Annotated in this window: 25 protein-coding genes; 7 read left to right on the top strand and 18 right to left on the bottom strand. The window is 40.8% G+C overall.

Annotated elements, in window-relative coordinates; translation table 11 throughout:
- Positions 1 to 190: 190 nt before the first annotated feature.
- From FW757_RS11230 to FW757_RS11265, 8 genes are all read right to left on the bottom strand, one after another.
- Positions 191 to 805, bottom strand: coding sequence for a hypothetical protein (locus FW757_RS11230; RefSeq protein ID WP_182717833.1), 615 nt, complete (start codon positions 803 to 805; stop codon positions 191 to 193).
- Between the two features lie 149 nt (positions 806 to 954).
- Entirely contained in the window at positions 955 to 1,479 is a 525-nt protein-coding gene (locus tag FW757_RS11235; RefSeq protein WP_182717832.1) for a hypothetical protein, read from the bottom strand.
- An 825-nt stretch (positions 1,480 to 2,304) separates the two neighbouring features.
- Entirely contained in the window at positions 2,305 to 2,556 is a 252-nt protein-coding gene (locus FW757_RS11240; RefSeq protein WP_149980101.1) for a hypothetical protein, read from the bottom strand.
- A gap of 43 nt (positions 2,557 to 2,599) precedes the next feature.
- Positions 2,600 to 3,004, bottom strand: coding sequence for a DUF1761 domain-containing protein (locus tag FW757_RS11245; RefSeq protein ID WP_145236169.1), 405 nt, complete (start codon positions 3,002 to 3,004; stop codon positions 2,600 to 2,602).
- Positions 3,005 to 3,288: 284 nt separating this feature from the next.
- Positions 3,289 to 3,819, bottom strand: a complete 531-nt coding sequence (locus FW757_RS11250) for a response regulator transcription factor (protein ID WP_182730847.1) — start codon at positions 3,817 to 3,819, stop codon at positions 3,289 to 3,291.
- Positions 3,816 to 5,057, bottom strand: coding sequence for an ATP-binding protein (locus FW757_RS11255; protein ID WP_145236312.1), 1,242 nt, complete (start codon positions 5,055 to 5,057; stop codon positions 3,816 to 3,818). Before FW757_RS11255 ends, FW757_RS11250 begins: the two co-directional genes overlap by 4 nt.
- Before the next feature lie 70 nt (positions 5,058 to 5,127).
- On the bottom strand, positions 5,128 to 5,532 hold the full coding sequence (locus FW757_RS11260; RefSeq protein ID WP_182739593.1) for a nuclear transport factor 2 family protein: 405 nt from the start codon (positions 5,530 to 5,532) through the stop codon (positions 5,128 to 5,130).
- A gap of 8 nt (positions 5,533 to 5,540) precedes the next feature.
- Entirely contained in the window at positions 5,541 to 6,854 is a 1,314-nt protein-coding gene (locus tag FW757_RS11265) for an amidohydrolase family protein (protein ID WP_446441221.1), read from the bottom strand.
- Positions 6,855 to 7,007: 153 nt separating this feature from the next.
- Here FW757_RS11265 and FW757_RS11270 point away from each other — a divergent pair, with 153 nt between their 5' ends.
- Both FW757_RS11270 and gloA2 read left to right on the top strand, forming a co-directional pair.
- Positions 7,008 to 8,084: a ketoacyl-ACP synthase III gene (locus tag FW757_RS11270; RefSeq protein WP_182717829.1), complete on the top strand. Its 1,077-nt coding sequence runs from the start codon at positions 7,008 to 7,010 to the stop codon at positions 8,082 to 8,084.
- Between the two features lie 55 nt (positions 8,085 to 8,139).
- Positions 8,140 to 8,526 (top strand): SMU1112c/YaeR family gloxylase I-like metalloprotein, encoded by a 387-nt coding sequence (gene gloA2 / locus FW757_RS11275; RefSeq protein WP_145236314.1) that lies wholly within the window; start codon positions 8,140 to 8,142, stop codon positions 8,524 to 8,526.
- Between the two features lie 20 nt (positions 8,527 to 8,546).
- Here gloA2 and FW757_RS11280 read toward each other — a convergent pair whose 3' ends face one another.
- Positions 8,547 to 9,908 (bottom strand): leucyl aminopeptidase family protein, encoded by a 1,362-nt coding sequence (locus FW757_RS11280; protein WP_149980098.1) that lies wholly within the window; start codon positions 9,906 to 9,908, stop codon positions 8,547 to 8,549.
- 94 nt (positions 9,909 to 10,002) lie between these two features.
- Positions 10,003 to 10,452 (bottom strand): hypothetical protein, encoded by a 450-nt coding sequence (locus FW757_RS11285; RefSeq protein ID WP_182739591.1) that lies wholly within the window; start codon positions 10,450 to 10,452, stop codon positions 10,003 to 10,005.
- Between the two features lie 153 nt (positions 10,453 to 10,605).
- On the opposite strand from FW757_RS11285, the gene FW757_RS11290 reads away from it, so the two are divergent.
- The 3 genes from FW757_RS11290 to FW757_RS11300 all read left to right on the top strand — a co-directional run bounded on the left by FW757_RS11290 (position 10,606) and on the right by FW757_RS11300 (position 15,238).
- Positions 10,606 to 10,788, top strand: coding sequence for an oxidoreductase-like domain-containing protein (locus FW757_RS11290; protein ID WP_149980096.1), 183 nt, complete (start codon positions 10,606 to 10,608; stop codon positions 10,786 to 10,788).
- A 311-nt stretch (positions 10,789 to 11,099) separates the two neighbouring features.
- Positions 11,100 to 13,676 (top strand): TonB-dependent receptor plug domain-containing protein, encoded by a 2,577-nt coding sequence (locus FW757_RS11295; RefSeq protein ID WP_182767600.1) that lies wholly within the window; start codon positions 11,100 to 11,102, stop codon positions 13,674 to 13,676.
- Positions 13,677 to 13,783: 107 nt separating this feature from the next.
- A complete protein-coding gene (locus FW757_RS11300; protein ID WP_182717826.1) occupies positions 13,784 to 15,238 on the top strand; it encodes a tetratricopeptide repeat-containing sulfotransferase family protein in 1,455 nt (484 codons plus the stop codon).
- On the opposite strand, the gene FW757_RS11305 is transcribed toward FW757_RS11300, so the two are convergent.
- Positions 15,192 to 16,106 carry an alpha/beta fold hydrolase gene (locus FW757_RS11305; protein WP_145236199.1) on the bottom strand — a complete coding sequence of 305 codons (915 nt, stop codon included), beginning with the start codon at positions 16,104 to 16,106 and terminating at the stop codon, positions 15,192 to 15,194. The genes FW757_RS11300 and FW757_RS11305 overlap by 47 nt on opposite strands.
- A 123-nt stretch (positions 16,107 to 16,229) precedes the next feature.
- Here FW757_RS11305 and rlmF point away from each other — a divergent pair, with 123 nt between their 5' ends.
- Positions 16,230 to 17,177 (top strand): 23S rRNA (adenine(1618)-N(6))-methyltransferase RlmF, encoded by a 948-nt coding sequence (gene rlmF / locus FW757_RS11310; protein ID WP_446441222.1) that lies wholly within the window; start codon positions 16,230 to 16,232, stop codon positions 17,175 to 17,177.
- Positions 17,174 to 18,187, top strand: a complete 1,014-nt coding sequence (ltaE, locus tag FW757_RS11315) for a low-specificity L-threonine aldolase (protein WP_182717824.1) — start codon at positions 17,174 to 17,176, stop codon at positions 18,185 to 18,187. Before rlmF ends, ltaE begins: the two co-directional genes overlap by 4 nt.
- Here ltaE and FW757_RS11320 read toward each other — a convergent pair.
- From FW757_RS11320 to FW757_RS11350, 7 genes are all read right to left on the bottom strand, one after another.
- Positions 18,164 to 18,754, bottom strand: a complete 591-nt coding sequence (locus FW757_RS11320; RefSeq protein ID WP_145236208.1) for a thymidine kinase — start codon at positions 18,752 to 18,754, stop codon at positions 18,164 to 18,166. The two genes, ltaE and FW757_RS11320, sit on opposite strands and share 24 nt — an antisense overlap.
- An 88-nt stretch (positions 18,755 to 18,842) precedes the next feature.
- Positions 18,843 to 19,694 (bottom strand): amino acid ABC transporter substrate-binding protein, encoded by an 852-nt coding sequence (locus FW757_RS11325; protein WP_246175464.1) that lies wholly within the window; start codon positions 19,692 to 19,694, stop codon positions 18,843 to 18,845.
- Positions 19,695 to 19,770: 76 nt separating this feature from the next.
- Positions 19,771 to 20,244 (bottom strand): methylated-DNA--[protein]-cysteine S-methyltransferase, encoded by a 474-nt coding sequence (locus FW757_RS11330; protein ID WP_149980090.1) that lies wholly within the window; start codon positions 20,242 to 20,244, stop codon positions 19,771 to 19,773.
- Positions 20,241 to 21,602 (bottom strand): DNA-3-methyladenine glycosylase 2 family protein, encoded by a 1,362-nt coding sequence (locus FW757_RS11335; RefSeq protein ID WP_149980089.1) that lies wholly within the window; start codon positions 21,600 to 21,602, stop codon positions 20,241 to 20,243. The genes FW757_RS11330 and FW757_RS11335 overlap by 4 nt, the downstream gene beginning before the upstream one ends.
- A gap of 78 nt (positions 21,603 to 21,680) precedes the next feature.
- A complete protein-coding gene (locus tag FW757_RS11340) occupies positions 21,681 to 22,307 on the bottom strand; it encodes a superoxide dismutase (protein ID WP_149980088.1) in 627 nt (208 codons plus the stop codon).
- 30 nt (positions 22,308 to 22,337) lie between these two features.
- A complete protein-coding gene (locus tag FW757_RS11345; RefSeq protein ID WP_182717821.1) occupies positions 22,338 to 22,844 on the bottom strand; it encodes a hypothetical protein in 507 nt (168 codons plus the stop codon).
- 89 nt (positions 22,845 to 22,933) lie between these two features.
- Positions 22,934 to 23,425 carry a GNAT family N-acetyltransferase gene (locus FW757_RS11350; RefSeq protein WP_182762259.1) on the bottom strand — a complete coding sequence of 164 codons (492 nt, stop codon included), beginning with the start codon at positions 23,423 to 23,425 and terminating at the stop codon, positions 22,934 to 22,936.
- Between the last annotated feature and the right edge of the window lie 10 nt (positions 23,426 to 23,435).

Here is a 23,435-nt window from a genome sequence, read left to right on the forward strand (position 1 = left end):
GACAGCTAAGAATATGATATCAAGTAGTTTATTGACAACTTTCCCCTGCTGGCGAGGGTCATCAATTGATTCGAAATATTTAAATAGTTGAATCTCAGGCATGGGGGCTCCTTAAAAAGGAGTATAAGATCATACTTTTAAGTCAAGATAAAGTTCGTGATCTTACCCTGAGACCTGACCCCATTATTTTTTACTCTACTGAATATATGGAGGTAACTTCAACTTTATTATCTTTCAAATGAATATTAGCTTTCCACAATTGAGAATTTATATAAACTTTTATAGAGTATGCATTCTTTTCAAATAAGCCTGTTACTACTGGACTCATTGAAACAGCGCCAGGAATACTGGTGAATTTATTTAATTGACTGTCAAAAAACCAGTCAAACATATTCACCCTTTTTTTAATGGCGTTCTCTTTGTTATTTCTCAACTCTTCCATAAACCTCCAGATAACCCCATAATCTTCTATAGCAACGGTAGGCTCTAAACGGATGGCTCCATCAAAGTTACAACTTTGATTAGTCACAGCGACTTCCAATGTGGCAACATAGGGCTCAACTTTATATCCGCCAACCACGCCATAATGTTTTTTGTAGCAAATGCCATCAGTATTCGAAGGCTCTTCTACAAATATTGTATCACCACATTTAAAATGGAATTTGCCCCTTGCGCCATTTAATTTCTTCATTACCATTAGCTTATGCTGGTTATTTAGAACGCTTTCTCCACAGCTAACATGCAAATTACTAGTACTAACAACACTTGCAATAGCTAGAATCGTCGGACCTATCGCGACCACCATGATTTCTCCTCTGGTTTATAACTATCGGGGTCATATAACTATCGGGGTCAGATCTTGTTTTTTGCCACTAATTACATAAAGACAAAAAGAAAGACCTGACCCTATTCACTTTGTTACTAAAGGGTGACTCTATTTACTTTTCTGTTAGTTTAATCATCAGGCAAGGTAAGTAAATCATCAACTATTCCTAACTTACTAAGCAATGAAATGAATCTTGACTTTTTTTTATCTATCACATATTGCGCATCCATAACTACCGAAAAAACAACGTACTCAATGCCTTTTTCAAAATTCAATCTATCTCTTTTTATTAGCGTAGTGTAAGTTTTGACTTCAAGAGGTTTAAATATTACATCTCCTTCAAGTGGCGAAAACTCTACATTTTTAAACGATAATGGGTTGTCAAACGGGTTACTCGTTGCATACACGTCTTTTGCTCTATAAAACTTAAAAGCATGCTCAGTAAAATGAGTTTCATCGAAATAATTTGAAATTACTTTAATTTCAAATGCCGTATTATTTCTTAAAACAACACTCGTATTGCAATATACCAAATCGCAAATAGTATATACTACGGCTTCAATAGCTTTAGGTGGTTTTTCAATCGCATTTGAAAAGCATACCTGTGAATTAACTATTAAAAATAATAAAGTTAAAAATCTATATTTTGACATTATATTTCCTTGATGCACTATCGAAAAATTTGTGCCTTTCCTATTTTACTTTACGAGCACTTACTTCCCTCTAAAAAACTTTCCGAATATTTTATATATACAATCAGCAGTATAACTAAAAAGTGTAAGGAAGAAATAAAACAATAACGACAATGGTACTATTATTGTCAACAACCCCCAATCATTTGAACTATAAGAGATTTGGCAAATTGTCAATGCAACTATTGAAAACACACATAGTAAAGTAAATGCATTTTCTTTTACATCTTCAAAAAGAAAGCTCAAAGAAAAGAAATTGGATTTAGAACGAAAAATATAAAAAACACAAGTGGTTAACGCTATGGCTATCCCATAGTGGTGATTTAAACTAATCACCAATAAAAATTGAAATATAATAAAAATAAAAATTACTTTTTTAATCATTTTTATTCCTTATTGATTCTAAAACTATTTACAAAACGCGACATAACTAGAGTATGTTTTCTTTGTTCCTTGCATATACATTACCCCATATCCAACTTCGTAAGAAGCTCCGAGTGCATCTATAGAAAATGAATCTAGACGATGCTCAATTGCATACGCAGCTCCGTGTACCTTTGCGCTGTACTTCTTAAACCCTCTCAAAAATGCAGCTCCTATTGTTTCAATTTCCGAAGTAGACCAACCTCGGATACCATCAATATCATAAAAAACTGTGCAATTACTATTTAAAGTCGTATTAAATTAAAGAGTTATGGTTTATTTATAGTTAAATCAGATACAGGAACAATCAGACTAAAAGATGATTAAATGAATGAAATATGAATATACGCTCAAATTAAATGACTACTTAAACGTAACTTTGCCGCCGATCATTTTATACGCGGGTGCGCCTCGGATAATTGCTTCTCGAGCAAAAGGGCGTGAGCAGTTGGGGCATACGCAAGGAATAGTGGTGAAATCTTGACTGATCCGTTCGATAAAACATTTAACCAATGCCCCTTTGCCGCCTTTACGATATTTGAATAGGGGAGCTTTACATTGACTACAAAAAATATCGACCGTTTTAGTAGGGCCTTTTTTATTCGGTTTTGCCATTATTTTGTTACTTTTACTACAAACACGCGAATAGATTAACAGCTTATGGCCAAAGTCCAAAGATTAAGCCCATTAAAGTAAACTGTAAAATATGGTAACCGCTATTGATTAAAAACAGCTTTAGTGGTCGTTGTTCATAAATATAGCTCATCCCTAAGGCACTGCTTACCCAACATAGTCCAACCGCAAAGCCAACGCCTACCGCAACCCCTAAATGTGGATGTGGTCCTAAAAACAGTGATAAGCCAAAAGCGATAAATAAAGATAAAACAAAACCGCCACCAAATACCCATTTTGGATTTGTTGCTTTTAAATCCAGCTCCGTTAATCCACAGCCTTCTAACCAGGCTCGTTGAAACAACCAAGGTGAATACCAAACGCCTCCTAACATAAAAGAAGACATGGCAGCTAATAATACGGCTACAAAATCCAGTTGTGATAAATCCATAATGACTACTTATGCTGATTGCAAAAAATACAATGATATTTTTACTGTAGTTAATGAACGCCATTGCAGCAACTATCTAAACTGCAAAACTATCTATGATGCGTGGCTGGTGCCCAAATATAAATGCACTAAAGTAATCTGAGCTCCATTTAAAGTGACTACAGGCGACTGTATTACTTAGTTGACCGGGTAAAACTTATTGCCTAAAAGGCAACAATAAACTTACTGAGCATTACTAAACCGGAAACCGTGATCCGAAATAACGCTCACTATTGCGCTAGGATTTACTGCTGAACTGGTTTTTTTTGTAGCTTACGCTGTAAAGTTCGCCGATGCATATTAAGTTGCCGAGCAGTTGCTGAAATATTGCCTTGATTGGTATGCAGCACTTGCTGAATATGTTCCCACTCAAGACGCTCTGGCGACATAGTTACAATATCATCTGCAATTAACTCAGTAGTTGGCTCGCATGTGCCTGTTAAGGCTCGTAATAACGTGAGCATATCAACGGGTTTTGTTAAATAATCATTTGCACCTAGGCGCATAGCCTCTACCGCTGTGGCAATACTGGCATAGCCTGTTAATAATACAATATGTGCGTCTGTTAGTAAGGCTCTCAGTGGTGCGATAAGAGCTAAACCGTTATCGTCAGCTAATTTCATATCTAACAGAATATGTGTCGGTGCGAAGTTTTTAGCTATGCCAATAGCCTCGGCTTTATCATGTGCCAGCTGACATGCAAAACCGTGTTTGGTTAAGCGCCGCGCTAACGTATTGGCAAGATTAATATCATCTTCAATAATTAATAGCTTCATACAGGCTCGACTTGTGGCTCATCAATGGTTAATTGTACTTTGGCAACCGCGCCACCTTGTGGGTGATTAAATAATGTTAAAGAGCCTTGTAAACGCTCAAATGTTACATTTGAAAGCATAACTGCTAGCCCCATCCCCGTTTCACTAGGCATTAACTGACCCCCTAACTCTGCCAATTGTGCTGCGCTAAATCCTTTACCAAAATCACGTATAACTAAACTCACTGTTTTAGGGTTATCTGGAGTCTGTTGCCAGTTCAATTCCAGTGTTTGTTGCTGTGCCTGTTGATTGGCAAAAGCAGCATTTTGCAACAAGTTTAATATCGCTGGCAGTAACATAGCATCATTAGTAACCGAGCTAGCAGGCGCTGCATTTAGCCAATTAAGCTGTTGATCGGGATACTGTAATAGCATTGTATCGCTAATTTGTTGAGCTAATGCGTTTAACGATACAGTCGCTGCAACCGTTTGTGTGCGTAGTTCAGATGACAGGGTACGAAACTGTTTTAACTGCTGTGCGCATTGCAACAAGGGCTGCTGCATGTCTTTCACAATCTCATTATCGGGCTGCTCTTCAAGAAGCTCTTCATACAATAATTGTAAATTGGCGATTGGGCTGGCTAATTGATGAGTAATTTGTGCCGCAGCACCATCAAGCGTGACTAACTGCTCTGCTCGTAATTGTTTTTCTCGCACAGTTGCAATTGTGCGCTCTCGCGAATGCAGTGCACGGTTCATAGTGCCGATAACGAATGCTATAACGCTAGCACTGATCACAAAGTTAACCCACATACCCACAAAGTGACTGGTCATTTGCATATGATGCATGCTGTGCTGAGGCATTTTAAATAGCAGCACGCTATAGGCGGTGATCGCTAATACAGCAATATAAGCTAAGCCGCGAGCACTGACACTCACCGCAGCAATCATTATTGGTAACAACAGTAACGACACAAATGCATTGGTCGCACCACCACTCAAAGACAGCAATACCGATAAAAAAAGCACATCGGCCGTAAGCTGCATTAACATCCCAAGTTCTTTCGCTTTACTGACATTACGATAAGCAATCACGCTTAAAATTTGGAATACGGCTTCAAGGGAGATCACTACCAGTAGAGGCAATAAAGGGATTTGGTGCTCAAGTAAAAAATAGACTGCTACAACGGCCAATAGTTGAATTGCAATTGCACCACTGCGTAACATCAGTAAACGGCTAATCGCAGGATCAGTGCGCATTAAAAACGCCATACATAATTACCTAACAAAAAAATACCTAATAAAAAATGCCTAATTAAAGAAGGTTAACCTAATCATCAGCCATAGAGATACTAAACACAGCACACGGCGTTCCTTGATGAAACACCATTTTCCACTGGCCTTCGGTTAATCGCCACAGCGACATCCGTAACGAATAGTTAAACTCAGCGCGCGCAGAGCGCCGATATGCCGCTTGATAACTTAGTTGGGCAATATCATCACTAAGCATTCGGCCTTTAAAATGCTGATTGTAAAACTGCGGCACGACTTCGGTAGGTAACCGCGTTAATACTTGATATTTATTAAATACAGTACCATTAGCGGCAATTTCAATAAAATCATCATCGAGCAAAGCATCCAATGCCTGCTCAGATTGACGGATCTCAGGATCTAATAATTGGCGCTCAGCGTCAATCAAATGATTAAACAATGATGCCTTGATTTTGCTGCCCATACTGTATCCTAAAATTGGTGTTTATATATTTGCCCTGCTTTCATCACAAATTGTACATTTTGCAATGTCGTTATATCATCAAGAGGAGAGTCATTAACGCTGATGATATCTGCTTGTTTACCAACACTCAACTGCCCTAGTCGGTCTTGTTGGCCGAGTAACTTAGCGGCATTAACTGTTGCTGACATAATAGCCTGTTTTTCAGTCATGCCATATTTAACTAACCATAAAAACTCATCAGCATTATTACCATGGCGTGATACGCCAGAATCTGTACCAAAAGCAATATTAACATTGTTTTTTAATGCCAGTTTAAATGAAGCTGCAACATTTGGTACAACGGTGCGTACTTTATCAGCAATAGCTGTTGGCATATTTGGGTTACTGAGAACTTCTTGACTGACCGTTTGGCCTGCCAATAACGTGGGCACTAAATAAGCGTTGTATTGCTTAAATAACTTTACAGTCTCTTTGTCTAGGTAAGAGCCATGTTCAATTGAATCAACACCTGCACGTAATGCCGCTTTGATCCCTGATGTACCATGAGCATGGGCTGTTACGCTGCGCCCTAAGTTATGTGCAGTATCAACAATCGCCATCAACTCTTGATCTGTGAACTGCTGATTGACACCCGCTGCGGTATTACTTAACACCCCACCCGTTGCGGTAATTTTAATTACATCAGCACCTGATTTAATTACTTCACGAACCGCGCGGCGACAATCATCAGCACCATCACACACCCCTAACCCTCCACTTATCACATCACTAATATCTTTACGGTAACCGTGCAGATCAGCATGCCCGCCTGTTGGGGTAATTGTATCTCCTGCAGCAAAAATACGTGGCCCTTGAATATCTCCACGCTCAACGGCACGCTGTAGTGGAAAGATCACTTTATAGCTACTACCTAAATCACGCACGGAGGTAAAACCCGCAGCAAGAGTGCGCTGCAAATATTTAACTGAGCGCAGCGCATAATCAGCCTCATATTCTGTTAGCCAGCGATGTGGATTAGCACTTGCGTCACGCTCAAAAGTAACATGTACGTGCATATCAATTAATCCAGGCATAACAAATTGATTTTTTAAATCAATGATCTTTGCATCGGGCAATGCTAGATCGGTAACACTCATATAGCCTTTTTCGATGCGCGTGATGATAGCGTCTTCTATAACAATAGTGCGTTGCTTTTCTAGTGTTTGTTCAGCACCTGCTAACATTGATCCTGCGTAAATAACCTGAGTTTGTGTTGCAAAACTCGCCGCAGAATATACCGTCGTACCCAATGCAGCCAAGATAGTAATTAATTTTTGTTTCATGTTTACCTCATTTTTCTACTACCATTAGCCTAAATTACGTTTAATTACCACTATTTACGACGTAAGCTAAGTTATAAACTAGTCTTAGAACTGGATTTTTGGTATAAATCAAACATAGATGACACATGTCTGACCACTTAAAGAGAGCACACTATGACCTACGCACACATAACGGGTTGGGGTAAATGTATCCCACCAGCGCGTATTAGCAACGATGAAATTAGCCAATTAGTTGATACCAATGATGAATGGATCACATCCCGCACTGGTATAAAAGCCCGTAGAGTAAGCCACGTTAGTACTGCAGAGCTTGCCACTGTAGCAGCTAAACATGCAATAGCCTGTGCTGGCATTAATGCTAAAGACATCGACTTAGTGTTATTAGCAACATGTACGCCCTCTACTATGGTGGCAAACACAGCTTCGTTAGTACAAAAAAACATTGGTGCAGTTGGCGCTGCCGCTATGGACACCAATGCAGCTTGCTCTGGTTTTTTATATGCAATACAAGCAGCGACTGCACAAATTCAAGCCGGTATGATCAAAAAAGCTGTAGTAATTGCTGCTGAACGTATGACCTGGTATGTAAACTGGGATCGCCGTGACAGTGCGGTGTTATTTGGTGATGGCGCCGGTGCCGTAGTACTTGAAGCAGCAGACACGCCAGCGGGTTTACTCGCGACAAAAACAGGCTGTGATAGCGAAGACCGTGATATCTTGCATATCACTAACTTTGGTAGTGACTTAAATAAATATGTGCCTATTGGGCCATCTGATTTATTATTTGAAGGTCGCGAAATCTTTAAGCGCGCAGTAAAGGGCATGAGTGAAGCCTGTGACGATGTGCTCACACAAGCAAATTTGAGCCTTGATGATATCGATGTACTTGTGCCACACCAAGCAAATTTACGTATCATTCAAGCCATTCAACATCGCTTAAAAGTGCCAGATGAAAAAGTAATGGTTAACATTGGCGAATACGGCAATACATCGGCAGCAACTATTGCAATCGCATTATGCGAAGCTGTTGAGCAAGGATTAATTAAACCACATGCTAATATCATGTCTGCAGCATTTGGTGCCGGATTAACTTGGGCTGCTAGTTACATAAAATGGGGCGAACGCGTCACGCCAATCAGCGTTAGCGATGCAGCACTACCACCGTGTGATAAAACCGGTTTAGAGTTAGTGGCCCCCGCAGTAGCAGCTTGCAAAGGCAGTGATCAATAACATACTCAATATGGCGCAGCTATACTGCGCCATTTACCACAGATAGCTAAAAATGATGCAATTGCTAGGAATTCACCACGCTGCAATTATATGCAGCGATTACACCCGCTCAAAACATTTTTATCATCAGATCTTACAGCTGCCGATAATTGCAGAGCATTTTCGCCAACATCGCCACTCATACAAATTAGATTTAGCCTTGCCTGATGGTAGCCAAATAGAGCTATTTTCATTTGATAATGCACCAAAGCGACCTAGTTACCCAGAAGCACAAGGTTTACGACATTTAGCATTTAAAGTGGCCAATATTGAGCAAAGTAAAGTGTATTTGCAAAGCCAAGGTGTGGCAGTAGAAGAGATTCGAACGGATGAATACACAGGTAAACAATTTACCTTTTTTGCAGATCCTGATGGGTTACCGCTTGAGCTTTATGAGGCATAACCTCACAAAGCTCAATAAATTTATTTAAAACGACTTTGTAAGTAGTTAAATACGGCACGAATACCGAGTGCTTCACCACCGACTGGACGACCAGGTAATGAGCGGATATTCCATGCCATTACATCAAAATGTACCCATGGTGTGGTTGGCTCTACAAATTCTTTTAAATAAAGTGCGGCAGTAATTGCGCCGCCGAATGGGGTACTTGCACAGTTAGCCATATCAGCAACATCACTTTTTAATAAACTTTTATATTGCTCAAAAAGCGGTAATTGCCAAACGGGATCGCTTACTGCAATACCGGCGTCAATAATGCCATTGGCAACATCACGCTCAGTTGAGAAAAACCCTGGTAACTCAGTGCCTAACGCAATACGACAAGCACCGGTTAAGGTTGCAAAATCAATGATCAACTCAGGATTGTCATTTTGTGCTTCCGTGAGTGCATCACATAACACTAAACGCCCCTCTGCGTCGGTGTTATCGATTTCGACCATAATGCCTTTACGTGTTTTAATTACATCGCCAGGGCGAAATGCATTGCGCGATACCGCATTCTCAACAGCGGGTACCAACACGCGTAAACGAATTGGTAAATTTGCCGCCATAATTAACTGCGCTAAACCAATTACATGAGCTGCGCCGCCCATGTCTTTTTTCATATTGCGCATACCTGAGCTTGGTTTAAGATCTAAACCACCAGAGTCAAAACAAACACCTTTACCGACTAAGGTGATCAAAGGAGCGTCTGCAGCGCCCCAGTGTAAATCAAGTAAACGCGGTTTATTTTCACTGGCGCGGCCTACCATGTGGATAGTTGGATAGTTTTGTTCTAATAATTCATCCCCTATCCATTCATTGAATTGACCATTGTAAGTGTGTGCTAAATCAGCCATCACTTGTGATAAGTGCTGTGGCATCATGTCTGCGGCAGGCGTATTAACTAGATCTCTAACTAAGTTAATCGCATTTGCTTGGCGTGTAATACGCGCAAACAATGCTTCATCGGCTATTGCTAATTGTGCTTTTACAGCACCTTTGGCTTTATATTCGCTAAATTCATAACCACCAAGTATAAAACCCAGAGCAATCTGTTCTAATTGTTGTTCACACTCTTGAACTTGGTAAATTCCTGCTGGCAGTTTGCTGGCTAATTCACCCGCGAGCCAAAAGTCATCAACGCTATTAACTAAACAATACACCTGACTTAGCGCTCCACTTTGTGGATTGACCACCAAGGCTAAACCTTGTTTTGCAAAATCACAGCTATTTAGCCAGTTTTGTAAAAAAATTGGCTGCTGTGCTTGCCATGTAGCTAAGTCATTTTTAACAATAAAAGATAAAGGAATACCCGTAGAACTATGACGAATTAATGTACTCATTAAATGACTCGTTTAAAATTATATGATGATCAAGCATATCAATAACTCAGCATAAAAGGTATAGCACAAAGACTATCCTTTAAACTGCATGGCATTATTTTTTTACAGGTGGTTTTACGTCTGACTTTGCCGTTTTTTCAGCGTGGTGGTGTTGCAGCTCTTCATCAGCGATCTGCTGGTCAATATCTTTAAGTGATTTATTGATGTTAAATGAACTTGGCAGTACATCAACCCCAACCCATTGACCCAACTTAACAACCAGTGGAATAGTCACAGGTGCAAAAGGTAAAACAGCAAAAACACCTAAACCCAATCCTTTGAGAATATCAACAAACTGGGCATTCGCTTTTTGCAGATCCTCTTTACTCACATCTCCTTGGGTGTAGCGACGATAAATTGTGAGCATTTCTTTGGTTTCTTGCTTTTCCTGCGCCAGTGCAATTTTAAGTGCTACCATAGCGCGCTTGAAACGCAACTGTTGGCGTTTTGTAGTAATTTTTGCCACTCGAATTGGGGCACGATGAATAACTTTATATAGTCGCATAACGCTATTCTCACATAGCCTTAACACTTCACAAAGCATAATTTAATACAATCACCGATTAACAGATCCAGATTATTTCTCAGCTAGTAAAAAAGCCATGATTAAGTATAATCACTGGCCAATAAACGGCCCATATTATTAAACCTATAAGTAATGAATAAAATACCGCAAAACACAGCCGATATAGCAAACCGAGTTGATGACACAAAACCAACCAGACCGGCTGCTGATCAGTGCTGCGGTGGTGGCAGTTGTTGCCCATGTGTTTGGGATGAATACCGAGAAGCGTTAAAAGCTTGGCGACAACAAAATCCTGAACAAACTGATAACCTATAATTACCATTGAACTTTACTGAACAGTTTCCAGTCTAAAAACTTCTATTTACAAAATTATTATTTTTTTTCTGATTTATTTTACAATAAAAATTACATTAAATGCTTAATTTCTAATCCCCGCCTTAAAAATATCATTATTTTTCATGTAGGTAAGTAAATCTCGAATTTCCTCTATAGAAAACATAAAAAAAACCAAACTATTTAACACCTTGCACAATTATTTAACAAGTTGTATAACTTTAATAGACTATTTGGCTTTTTAAAAATCATATAGTTACGAAATTACAATAATTCTAACTGGGGAAATTAGAATGAAATTTAAAAATAATTTATTAAATCATGCCGTTAAACTTGCATTAACGACAACTACCGCAGGCTTATTTATTTCAGGAACTGCCTTAGCTGCAGATGAGCAAGCTGAAGTCACTAAAGTAAATAAAAATGTAGAAAAAATTGCCGTAGTGGGAACTCGCTCTGCACCGCGTTCTATTGGTGATTCACCAGTACCTATCGATATCATCGGTGGTGAAGAACTTGGTAAATCAGGTAATACGGATATGCTCGAGCTATTAAAAGGCGCAATTCCATCATTAAACGTGCATTCAATGCCTATTAGTGATGCGGCATCTTTAGTTCGCCCTGCGAACTTACGTGGCCTACCTTCTGACAGTACATTGATATTACTCAATGGTAAACGTCGTCATCGTGCCTCTGTTATTGCCTTTTTAGGTGGCGGCATAAATGATGGTGCGCAAGGCGCAGACATTTCAGTTATTCCAAGTATCGCCCTAAAACAAGTTGAAGTACTTAGAGATGGCGCAGCCGCTCAGTACGGCTCAGATGCGATTGCTGGGGTTATCAACTTTGTACTTAAAGATGCCTCAGAAGGCGGCAGTTTCGAAGTACGCCAAGGTCAGTACTATGAAGGCGACGGTGATACAACACAGATTTCCGGTAACATTGGTCTACCATTTACCGACAATGGCTTCGCAAATTTAAGTTTCCAATACAAAACGGCTGACGCTACTAGCCGCTCAGTACAACGTGCCGATGCTACGGCCCTTATCGCAGCTGGTGTTCCTGACATTGCTCCGATCACACAGGTATGGGGCGCACCAGAAGTTGATGACGATATCTCTATTTTTGGTAATGTCGGCCTTGAGCTGACTAAAAACTCCGAATTTTATATGTTTGGTAACTATTCAGAGCGTGATGTACGCGGTGGTTTTTATTATCGTAATCCTCACACTCGCCCTGGGGCCTATTCAAACGATGGTGGTGAAACATTATTAGTTGGCGATTTAACTGGCGATATGAGTGGTAACTGCCCTACTAACATCATGATTGATGACAACGTATTAGATAATCCAGTTTACATCAACCAAGTAGCTAATAATCCAGACTGTTTTGCCTTCAATGAAATTTTACCTGGTGGTTTTACACCTAATTTTGGCGGTAACATCACAGATACCTCGCTTACGATAGGAACTAAAGGCGAGTTCACTGGTGGTATGTTAGAAGGTGCATACTACGATTTAAGTGGTACGGTCGGCTTTAATGAATCTCGTTACTTTATCTACGACACTATTAATGCGTCATTAGGCCCTGATAGTCCGCGTGATTTTAGCCCAGGTAAATACTCACAATTAGAGAAAAACTTTAATTTTGATTTATCAAAAGGCTTTGATTTTGATCTAGCATACGATGTGAACATAGCCGGTGGCCTTGAATGGCACGAGGAAACATTTACAGTTACCTCTGGTGATGTAGCATCATTTACAGCAGGCCCACTAACGGAGCAAGGCTTTGGTATTGGTTCAAATGGTTTCCCAGGCTTTAAACCATCTGACGCTGGTGAATATACTCGTCGTAACTACGCCGCTTATGTCGATATTGAAGCCCCATTTACCGAAGAGTTTTTAATGGGTCTAGCGCTGCGTTATGAAGATTATGATACCTTTGGCTCTACGGTTAATTATAAATTAATGGCTCAATATCACTTAACCGATGATTTAAACGTGCGTGGTTCAATCAGCTCCGGCTTTCGCGCACCGACTGTTGGTCAAGCCAACGTCAGTAACGTACAAACTAATCTAAGCAGTGGTGTACTGGTTGACTCCGCTTTACTACCACCGACCAATCCAATTGCAGTACAGTTAGGCGGTACAGAGCTTGAGCCTGAAGAGTCGCAAAGTTATACCTTTGGCGCGGTATACACCATCGGTGAAGTATTCCTAACTATTGATTATTATAATATTCAAGTTGATGACCGTATTAGTCAATCTGAAAAAATCGAGCTGAGCCAAGCTGATAAAGATACGCTTGAAGCCGCTGGTGTGCCAAACGTGCAAAGCTTAGCGCAAGTAAGCTTCTTTACTAATGACTTTGATACCACAACTCAAGGTATAGACTTTGTAGCAAACTATGCCACAGATTTACTCGGCGGTAGCTCAACATTTAGTTTAGCCTACAACTGGAATGAAACTGAGGTTACCCGTTCAACTGATATTACTGGGCCGTTTAAAGTAAGCCGTTTAGAGAACGACTTACCAAACCACCGTGGTACGCTTAGTTGGTCACAACAATGGGAAAGTTTCTCAATGTTTACTCGTGCAAATTATTTTGGTGAATACCAAGGTGTGCATGTAGATTATGACGAAACAGCAAAAACAGCAGATGCGGCAATTACGCTAGACGCTGAAGTAACTTACTTTTTGAATGATTCGATTAGTTTCTCAGTCGGCGCACAAAACCTGCTCGACCAAGAAGCAGAGAAACTTGATTTTACCGTGGCACCTAATAATAACTGGGGTGGTAAATACTATGAAACTTCGCCATATGGTATTAACGGCGGCTTCTATTATGTCAAAGCAACTTATACGTTTTGATCATAATTAAGCGTTGAAAAGATAGGCGAAATGCTCAAGACATTTCGCCTTTTTCGTGCTATACCCAAATAATAAATCTAGTAACTAAAAAATAAAAAAAGTGATGCATGTTGCTAAAAAAAGCTAACCAACTACTTGCCGAAAACAAACTCCAAGAAGCGGAGTTTCACTATAAAACCTTGCTTGAAAGTGATCCCCAAAATGGCGAGGCACTATTTGGTTTGGGCCGTATTGCCCTGCGCTTAGAGCGCTTTGATGCTGCGGTTTATTTATTACAAAGAAGCTGTGAACGTCTGCCTAATATGTTGGAGCCACTGCACGCGTTAGCGGATGCATTTAATGGCGTTAATTCGCCAAATGATGCATTAACCGTACTGGAGTATGCAAAAAGCATTGCTAGTCATAACCCAGAGCCACACTATTATCTCGCACAACATTATTTAACCCATGGCGAATTAGATAAAGCACACACCACCTTTGCACAAGCACTAAGTATTGGTTTATATCCTGTCACTGCTTATATTTTATTTGAACTGGTACAACTTGGCCGCTTTGATCAACAGCATAACTACATCAGTAACTTGCATCATTTACTCACACAAACCAATAATTTACGTTTAAAAATGGTTTGTTATTACGCCTTGGCAAAAAGTTATGATCAACTCAATGATATAGAACAAGCTGTAAATTATTATAAACTAGCCAATAAATTGCAGCTGCAATTGAGTAGCTTCAACACTGAACAATTAACGCCGTTTTATCAAAGTATTATGCGTTATAATCCAAAAAGTTTATTTGCCACTATCAAGCCTGGATTTACTGGTACTGTTACGCCCGTTTTTATTATTGGCATGCCACGCAGTGGCTCAACATTATTAGAACAAATGTTAGCTTCACATAGTGAATTTGCAAGCCTTGGGGAAGATCGCTGTATTAGCTCGCAAATTGTTGCATTCATAGAGCAACAAACCAAGTTGCCCTACCCTGAATGTATTAGCGCACTAACACCGCAACTGATTGAGCAAGCGCGGGCTCTTTATACCGCACGGTTAAAACAAGCTAAACCTATTCGCGCGTTTATGATCAACAAATTGCCCGCGAATTATCAATCGTTAGGGCTTATCTATTTATTGTTTCCAAATGCTAAGTTTATTAACTTGCAGCGCGATTTTAATGCCACAGCTTGGTCCGTTTATAGTAATTACTTTGCAGAAAATGAACCTTATTTTTGCTCATTACCTGAATTTAAACGTTACTATGATTTATACCAAGGTTTGATGACGCATTGGCAACAAGCAATACCTTCGGCTATCTTAGATGTTCATTATGAGCAACTGATCAGCGAGCCGCGCGATACGTTAAAAAGCGTATTTACATTTTTAGGTACCGCATTTGAAGCACAATGTTTAGACTTTTATAAATCAAAAAAACCAGTTACCACGCTTAGCAAAGCCGCAGTACGAAAACCGCTACATAACCGTGCAATAGAACACTGGAAACGTTTTGAAACGCCACTCAGGGCGTTGCTGAATGACGCTCAAACCACGTCACTAGATCCTTAAATTGATCTGCTTTAGCACTAGCGTGCGTTAACATATTAATATGATCGTAATCATATTGATGGCCGTGTTTTTTCCCGTACATTTGCAGGTGTTGAATACCAGTACCTGACTCGGCAATAAATTTTTCAATATCAATTTGTTGTGCAAGCGCTTTGTCTTTCACCCCCCCTATGTGTAAGGTCGGTGGCAAACTTAAGCCAGCCACAGCTTGCGCGTAATCAAACCCGTCGTCGCTATCTAACCATGGTTTACGTTTAGCCCATTGCATACTTTGATAATGCGACTTTTTAGTTTCATCATCACTGCCCCACTTGAGTCTTTTGGCGGGTAAATAACCATGTTTTTTAGCCAGTATTGGCGCTAAAAAATACCAAATCAAATTTCCTTGAAGGTATTTTTGTGGATGATGATTATAAAGCGAGCGTTTAGTACCAAAGTAAGCACATGCTTTTACATCATTGATATACTGTGGGAAACGCGCAAACACACTATTCATTAATACACCACCCCAGGAATGGGCTACCCAATACGCTGGTGGTCTACCTTCACGCTCGGTAATTTTAGCAATAAAAGCGGGAATATCTTCAATAATAGCTTCGGTTTGGCCATAGTGAGCATGCTTTGAGATAGCCGGTTTGCTGTCACCACGACCTCGTAGATCAGCCACATAACACACATATCCTTGCTCAGCTAAAAAAGGTGCTAAACCCTTATTTGAATGCGTATAAAATATTTTGCCATTTTCAACAGCACCATGCATAAACAACACAGCTGGCCCAGCGGCTTTGCTGTTATCTGCTATGCGGCGCAAATGTAATGTTTGTAGCTCAGTTAGTTTAATAAATACTGATTCTTGTACGATCGCCATTTCAGTTCCTTGTTGTCATTGTTATGAACCGCAACTCATCCTACCAGTAATTTAAACAAGATCACACGTCAATGTGTTTCTCTGGTAAAATAACTTTTTTGTTTGTTAAGCTAATTATTTGTTATGAAATCAACACCATTAAAATCAAAACTACACCCTCGAAATCGCCATAACGAAGGCTATGATTTAGACTACCTAAGTATTCAAGTGCCCACTTTAAAACCATATATCGTGCTTACTCCCAATGGTACTAAAAGTATTGATTTTAGTGATAACAAAGCAGTAAAAACGCTTAATCAAGCACTTTTGCAAGCGTACTATAACGTTGATTTTTGGGATATACCTGAACACAACCTTTGCCCACCGATTCCAGGACGCGTTGATTACATTCACTACTTGGCCGATTTACTAGCAAACGATAATCAAGGCGTTATACCTCAAGGCAGACAAGTTAAAGTGTTGGATATAGGTACTGGTGCGAACATAATTTACCCGTTACTAGCAAGCTATGAATATAACTGGAGCGTCACAGGCTCAGATATAGATCCGAGCGCTGTAAAATTAGCCAAACAAATCGTACAATTTAATAATCGCAAAATTACCGTCAAGCTACAAAAGCAGTCGCAGCATATTTTTCAGGGGGTAATAAATGCAAAAGAGCTTTTTCATATTACATTGTGTAACCCTCCTTTTCATGCCAGTGAACAACAAGCGGCTCAAAGTAGCGAGCGGAAATGGAAAAACTTAGGCAAAGCCCCTAAATCGGCTTTAAATTTTGGCGGGCAACATAATGAGCTTTGGTGTGAAGGTGGCGAAGCGCAATTCATTTGTACCATGATCGATGAAAGTGCCCTATTTGCTGAGCAGTGTATGTGGTTTACCTCTTTAGTTTCAAAAAAAGAAAACTTAGCCACGTTACAAGCACAATTAAAAACACACCCTGTGGCTGAAGTTAAAATCATTGAAATGGCGCAAGGGCAAAAAGTGAGTCGCTTTATTGCGTGGAGTTATTTTGATCAACAAACTCGCCAAGAGATCAGCCAGCAATTTACACAACCGGAGATATCATGATTGATTTTCGTTCTGATACTGTCACTAAGCCCTGCGCTAAAATGCGCGAAATTATGTTCAACGCCCCTTTAGGTGATGATGTATATGGTGATGATCCCAGTATTAATAAATTAGAAAGCGTTGCAGCACAGCGTCATGGCTTTGCCAGTGCATTGTTTTGTAGCTCCGGCACCCAAGCAAACTTATTAGCGTTAATGGCTCATTGCGAACGTGGTGATGAATATATTTGCGGGCAAAATGCACACAATTATAAATTTGAAGGCGGTGGCGCGGCAGTGCTTGGATCAATCCAACCGCAACCTATCGAGAATGAAAATGATGGCAGCCTCTGCTTTGACAAAATACGCGCCGCTATCAAACCCAAAGACTTTCACTTTGCTAATACCCGCTTACTCAGTTTAGAAAACACCATTGGCGGTAAAGTGCTGCCATTAAGTTATTTAGCCCAAGCGCGTGAGTTCACTCACAGCCATCAATTAGCACTGCATTTGGATGGTGCTCGCGTTTATAACGCTGCGGTTGCGCTTAGGGTAGATATTACCGAGATAACTAAACACTTTGACTCCGTGTCTATTTGCTTATCAAAAGGCTTAGGCGCACCAGTCGGCTCATTACTACTTGGCTCTGTTGAACTGATCAATAAAGCAAGGCGTTGGCGTAAAGTACTTGGCGGCGCTATGCGCCAAGCTGGTATGCTGGCAGCCGCTGGCCACTATGCACTTGAGCACAATGTTAGCCGTTTAGCCGACGATCACAGCAATGCGCGTTACTTAGCGCAGCAGCTCAGTGCCATTGAAGGCTTTAACGTTGACTTGTCGCGCGATACAACCAATATGGTCTATGCAAATGTTGCTGATAGTGTTGATATTAATGCCATTGCACAGCAACTAAAAGCACAAGGGATAGTATTCAGCCCAAGCAAAACTTTGCGTTTAGTAACTCATTTACAGATCACTCGAGCCGATATTGATCAATTTATAGCAGCGTTAACTTCGGCGCTGCATGTTTAACGCAGCTTTATAGTGTTTGCGGCACACCGACACATAACGGTCGTTGCCGCCAATTTCCACTTGATTACCATCGGCAATCGCTTTGCCTTGCTCATCCGTACGCAATACATGGTTCGCTTTGCGACCGCAATGACACACCGTTTTAAGTTCAACCAGTTTATCAGCCCACGCTAGTAAGTACTGCGAGCCGCTAAATAACTCGCCTCTAAAGTCATTACGCAAGCCATAGCACAACACCGGAATGCCTAATTCATCCACCACATCGGTCAGTTGCATTACTTGCTGACGTGATAAAAATTGACATTCATCCACCAGCACACAATGACGTTTTTGTTCACTATTAAGCTGTTTGATCAGTTCAAAAACATCTTTGTCAGCATCAAAAATATGTGCATCAGCTTGTAAACCAATTCGAGAAGATACCTTACCAACACCAGCACGATCATCCAATGCAGCCGTTAAAATAACGGGCTCCATGCCGCGTTCGCGATAGTTAAATGCCGATTGTAAAAGCGTGGTAGATTTACCTGCGTTCATTGCAGAATAATAAAAGTACAGCTGAGCCATGAAAATGCCTACCCTGAAAAAAGTGCGCTAATGCTACCTTAATCTTGATTGAACATCACCTTTTTTACCCGTGTTATAGAACTATAACTCAACGGTGCCTGCTACTGACGACCCTAGCTTCGTGATTAGTTTTATCTAAATATTCAACATACAGCTTGGCATTATCTTGTGCAGCGATGGTTTGCCAAATACGTTGACTAAGCGCCTTATGCTGTTGATAAAACTGCTTAGAGAAAAGCAAATAGCCTTGGGCTTTTTCAAGTGGAGGATAAATGGCTTGTACTTGGGCTGTTTTATACCGGAAGTTTGATACTTTCCGATCGCCAACTTGGCACACGTCAAGCGTAGCATCAACGACTCCACGGTCGATCAACTCAACGGCTTTTTCGACTGAGGAAGTATGTTGAACAAAAAAAGGCTCTTGATGTAATACCTTGCCTAAGTCATAACCGTTCGCAATAGCTAATGTAAAAGCCCTGGTCTGAAATACTTCGCGGCTTTGCCATTGCTGGTGAAATTTTTTTCCGCCGATGAGACAACTGCCAAATTCACTCACTGCAAAACGCGGATCCAGTTGCTGAGTTCCATCCATTGGGTATTGGGCAAATTCAGTTCGTTCAGGTCGATAGGTAGCAATAACCGCATTCACTTTATTTGTACGCAGATCATTTAAACAACTTAGCCAAGCTTTACGCTGATAACGAATAGACAGTTGTGAAAGTGTATTATCAAGATTTTGTAGGATTTCTAGCGATGCTTCTGGTTGAGTACCTAACATTTCATTGCTTTGCGCTAAAAACATCGGCGCGACAGTTTTATCTTCATAACAAAAAATTAGTTCAGTTGAGTTAGCAATTGCCGCTGTTGATAGCAAACTACACCCGCTACTGAGTACCAATAACGCCAATAAATTATCCCTAACACGTTTATTTTGTTTCATTTTATCTTGCTCCCTAGACGTTTCATCTAAAGTGTAGACCGAAAAAATGAATTGTTTAGTAACTAAACCAAAAAATTTAGATGATCCCTTCGTGCTCAAGTAACCACTGCTTGCGCTCTAGCCCACCCGCATAGCCGGTCAATTTACCATTGGCACCAATAATACGGTGACACGGCACAATAATACTGATTGGGTTTTTACCATTAGCAGCCCCCACTGCGCGAACTGCCTTGGGATTATTGAGTGCATGAGCAATATCTGAATAACTCTGTGTTTGTCCAAATGGCACCGCGGTGAGCGCTTGCCATACCGCTTGTTGAAAAGCAGTGCCATGGGTGGCTAGAGTGACATCAAAGGTTGTTCGCTTGCCTGCAAAGTAGTCATTAAGCTGCGCAGCACAATTTAAAATATGTGGCTGCTCAACATCTGAAAATGGGGTTTCTGAGCACTCTATAACTGGATAAAAGCCCACATAACTGACCCCGTGTTGGTTACCTTGAATAATAATCTCATCAATTGGGCTGGGTATGCGGGTTTGGATAATAGTCATGTTAGCTGCTGCCATAGTTGAAAGGTTAAATAGGAGCGAAATGGCGCGCACATCTCATCATTAAATGGTTTTGCCCCCGCTTGGGCTTTCTTTACGCCTAAATCTCCCGCTAATAAAATATCGGGCTGACTTTGGCCGCGTAATTTTGCATAGTTTACTGTCCAAGGTCCAATCCCTTTGAGTGGCAGCCATTGATCAAGCTGATGACAATCAGGGTTATCGGCGCAAAACTGTGCTAAATTACGCAGCGCATTCTTTCTCGCTTGAGGCATTTTAAAAAATGCCAGCTCACTGTTTGCCACTACCTCAGGGGTTGGAAAATACACTCGCTCGCCATCTTGTTCGCCCAGTTCATCCACCAGCTGAGTCACTAAGTTATGCGCGGCAGTTACACTTACTTGTTGGCCAAGTACCGCACGAATACCAGCCTCAAATACCGACCAAATACCCGGTAACCGCAATCCTTGGGTTAACACAATTGCCCCTTGAAGTTGAGTTGCTAGGTGTTGTTCGATTTGCGCAGTATCGGCATCTAAATCGAGCACCCTGCGAATTTCACTTAAAATAGGCTGTAAAAAGCGCGGCTGATCAATATCAATGCTGACTAAAAAGTGATGTTTGTGCTCTACAAACTCAGCCGTAAACTGACCTTGGCAATGCTGATTTTTAAAGCTGCGACCATAATATGTCTCGCCAAGCCACTCAAGAGGTGAAATTAACCGCTTAGCTAAAAATTGCTGTAACGCAGTCCAATTATAAGGGGGCCGAAAAGGTAATTTAAGCGTCAACATCGCACGTGTTGTGCTGCGCTCACCACGCATTTTTGACGGGCAAATATGTAACTGCTGTAAAAACGCATCATTAAAGCGACGAATACTATTAAAGCCCGCTGCAAAAGCAACTTGAGATACCGATAAATTAGTTTCTTGCAGCAGTTTTTTAGCAAAATGACATTGATTAAATAACCGATACTGAGTTACTGAGATACCAAAATGTTGCTGAAATAACTGCCTTAAATAGCGGCTACTCACGCCGAGTCGCTCAGCTAACTGTTCACAGCTTTGTTGCGTTGTTAAGTCACTGTCTATCAGCTGTTTGGCTCGCAGCGCTGTGGTTTTTGTTCCTTGCCATGCGCTACTTCCAGGGGCGCTATCTGGACGACAACGAATGCACGGGCGAAATCCAGCCTGGGCAGCATTGTGCGCATATTGAAAGTACTCTACGTTTTGCTCTTTTGCAGTAGGGGCAGGACAAATTGGCCGACAATAAATACCGGTGCTTTTAACACCGATGAAAAAGAGTCCATCAAAACGATGGTCGCGGCTTTGTCTGGCAAGTTGCCAATGGCTAGTATCCATAAGGTGCTCTTAACTATACATCTGCTAATAGAGTACGTGAAAAAACACAGTTTACTAGCCATTTTCGGCACTCAACCTTTATTCGCTGATTGATTTACTGGTAGCAGCTAAATAACGACGCTCAACTTCAGCCCAATTAATAACATTATAAAATGCTGCGATATACTCCGGGCGGCGGTTTTGGTATTTCAGATAATAGGCGTGCTCCCACACATCTAAACCTAAAATCGGCGTGTTGCCGTGCATTAATGGACTATCTTGATTTAAACTACTTTCCACCACAAGCTGGTTATCTTTATTAACACTTAGCCACGCCCAGCCACTGCCGAAGCGACTAACAGCTGCCGCTGTAAATGACTCTTTAAAGTTATCAAAGCCGCCAAGCTGCTCTGTGATCGCATCTAATAAGCTCCCTTTTGGCTGATCCCCACCATTGGGGCTCATTACTGTCCAAAACAATGAATGGTTTGCATGTCCGCCACCATGCTCTTGCACTACTTTTTGCAGCTCAGTTGGCAACGTGTCAATCTTTGCGAGTAACTCATGTACATCAGTATCACTATACTGGGTATTTTCAAGTGCCGCATTGGCTTTATTGATATATGTTTGATGATGCAAAGTATGGTGGATCTCCATAGTTTTAGCATCTAAATGTGGCTCTAACGCATCGTACTCATATGGTAATGGGGGTAATGTAAACGCCATAATTGTTCCTTGTCGGATTAAGATAAGTGATCAATGCACAGTGGCAGTTTGATCTGGGGTGTAACTTAACGTCTGATTGATTTGTTCTATTAATTGCGGGTAATGACTGTGCAATTTGGCAAACTGTACTAACTCTGTGTAGGTTTTGTGATGATGGTGCACAACCACTGTACGCACCGTATCGCATGGATGCTGGAGCAAATGACTTAAACTTATATGCACATCACACAAACACTGACACGCTTGCTCTGCTTGGTTCATGGCTCGATATGTATCCGCTAAATTATGAGCGGCAACAACGAATGCGGGGCAGCAATGTTCAATTGCGCTAATAACTGACTGGCATATTTTTGCTTGGCTAAATTGGCTTAATAAACGAGCTGAGAGGGTGTGTGCTGTCGTGTATTTATCGCGAGCTTCAATTAAAGCACCGCGTTCAAACGCTGTATTTCCAGCAATGATGTTGGCTTGCCAAGGACTTAATACTTGCTCAACCTGAGACAATTTATTGCTGCTGTGAAACTGTGGGTGTGACATAAAAATCACCTGCACAAAATTAAATGATGTGATTAATTTACACAGCCAAACAACTTAATGCAAATGATTTTTATTTATATTACGTATTTTTATTTCTCGACAAAATCAATTAATGCTTGTCCTGTAAGCCGATAAATGATCCACTCATTTTGTGGCTCTGCCCCCATACTATTGTAAAAATCGATCGCAGGTTGATTCCAGTCAAGTACCACCCATTCAAAACGGCCACAATCTTTTGCGATAGCTTGGCGTGCCAAATGTTGCATAATCAGTTTACCCGCACCATTACCTCGGCTATCTGGGCTGACATATAAGTCTTCAAGGTACAAGCCATTCTTGCCAAGCCAAGTCGAATAATTGTAAAAGTACACCGCAAAGCCAATTGGCGTATCGCCTTCAAAACAAATCAAACTATGCGCTGTTGCACCTTCACTAAACAGGGTTTTTAAAATCGCCTGTTCATCGGTTTTAACCGCATCGGGCTCTTTTTCATAAATTGCCAATTCGGTAATAAAATGCAAAATAGTAGCAGCATCCGAAGGCTGCGCATCTCTTAAGGTAATCGTTTTTTGGTCTGTCATAAGCTCTCTT

It is taken from the genome of Pseudoalteromonas sp. 1181_04 (assembly GCF_052850545.1).

Excerpts from the sequence above, each read along its gene's own strand:
- FW757_RS11295 (WP_182767600.1), top strand. The coding sequence starts at position 11,100 with ATGAAATTTAAAAATAATTTATTAAATCATGCCGTTAAACTTGCATTA.
- FW757_RS11255 (WP_145236312.1), bottom strand. The coding sequence starts at position 5,057 with ATGCGCACTGATCCTGCGATTAGCCGTTTACTGATGTTACGCAGTGGT.
- FW757_RS11340 (WP_149980088.1), bottom strand. The coding sequence starts at position 22,307 with ATGGCGTTTACATTACCCCCATTACCATATGAGTACGATGCGTTAGAG.
- FW757_RS11335 (WP_149980089.1), bottom strand. The coding sequence starts at position 21,602 with ATGGATACTAGCCATTGGCAACTTGCCAGACAAAGCCGCGACCATCGT.
- FW757_RS11330 (WP_149980090.1), bottom strand. The coding sequence starts at position 20,244 with ATGACTATTATCCAAACCCGCATACCCAGCCCAATTGATGAGATTATT.
- FW757_RS11270 (WP_182717829.1), top strand. The coding sequence starts at position 7,008 with ATGACCTACGCACACATAACGGGTTGGGGTAAATGTATCCCACCAGCG.
- FW757_RS11230 (WP_182717833.1), bottom strand. The coding sequence starts at position 805 with ATGGTGGTCGCGATAGGTCCGACGATTCTAGCTATTGCAAGTGTTGTT.
- FW757_RS11350 (WP_182762259.1), bottom strand. The coding sequence starts at position 23,425 with ATGACAGACCAAAAAACGATTACCTTAAGAGATGCGCAGCCTTCGGAT.
- FW757_RS11240 (WP_149980101.1), bottom strand. The coding sequence starts at position 2,556 with ATGGCAAAACCGAATAAAAAAGGCCCTACTAAAACGGTCGATATTTTT.
- FW757_RS11300 (WP_182717826.1), top strand. The coding sequence starts at position 13,784 with ATGTTGCTAAAAAAAGCTAACCAACTACTTGCCGAAAACAAACTCCAA.
- FW757_RS11260 (WP_182739593.1), bottom strand. The coding sequence starts at position 5,532 with ATGGGCAGCAAAATCAAGGCATCATTGTTTAATCATTTGATTGACGCT.
- FW757_RS11280 (WP_149980098.1), bottom strand. The coding sequence starts at position 9,908 with ATGAGTACATTAATTCGTCATAGTTCTACGGGTATTCCTTTATCTTTT.
- FW757_RS11305 (WP_145236199.1), bottom strand. The coding sequence starts at position 16,106 with ATGGCGATCGTACAAGAATCAGTATTTATTAAACTAACTGAGCTACAA.
- gloA2 (WP_145236314.1), top strand. The coding sequence starts at position 8,140 with ATGCAATTGCTAGGAATTCACCACGCTGCAATTATATGCAGCGATTAC.
- FW757_RS11285 (WP_182739591.1), bottom strand. The coding sequence starts at position 10,452 with ATGCGACTATATAAAGTTATTCATCGTGCCCCAATTCGAGTGGCAAAA.
- FW757_RS11265 (WP_446441221.1), bottom strand. The coding sequence starts at position 6,854 with ATGAAACAAAAATTAATTACTATCTTGGCTGCATTGGGTACGACGGTA.
- FW757_RS11345 (WP_182717821.1), bottom strand. The coding sequence starts at position 22,844 with ATGTCACACCCACAGTTTCACAGCAGCAATAAATTGTCTCAGGTTGAG.
- FW757_RS11290 (WP_149980096.1), top strand. The coding sequence starts at position 10,606 with ATGAATAAAATACCGCAAAACACAGCCGATATAGCAAACCGAGTTGAT.
- rlmF (WP_446441222.1), top strand. The coding sequence starts at position 16,230 with ATGAAATCAACACCATTAAAATCAAAACTACACCCTCGAAATCGCCAT.
- FW757_RS11250 (WP_182730847.1), bottom strand. The coding sequence starts at position 3,819 with ATGAAGCTATTAATTATTGAAGATGATATTAATCTTGCCAATACGTTA.
- FW757_RS11320 (WP_145236208.1), bottom strand. The coding sequence starts at position 18,754 with ATGGCTCAGCTGTACTTTTATTATTCTGCAATGAACGCAGGTAAATCT.
- ltaE (WP_182717824.1), top strand. The coding sequence starts at position 17,174 with ATGATTGATTTTCGTTCTGATACTGTCACTAAGCCCTGCGCTAAAATG.
- FW757_RS11245 (WP_145236169.1), bottom strand. The coding sequence starts at position 3,004 with ATGGATTTATCACAACTGGATTTTGTAGCCGTATTATTAGCTGCCATG.
- FW757_RS11235 (WP_182717832.1), bottom strand. The coding sequence starts at position 1,479 with ATGTCAAAATATAGATTTTTAACTTTATTATTTTTAATAGTTAATTCA.
- FW757_RS11325 (WP_246175464.1), bottom strand. The coding sequence starts at position 19,694 with ATGAAACAAAATAAACGTGTTAGGGATAATTTATTGGCGTTATTGGTA.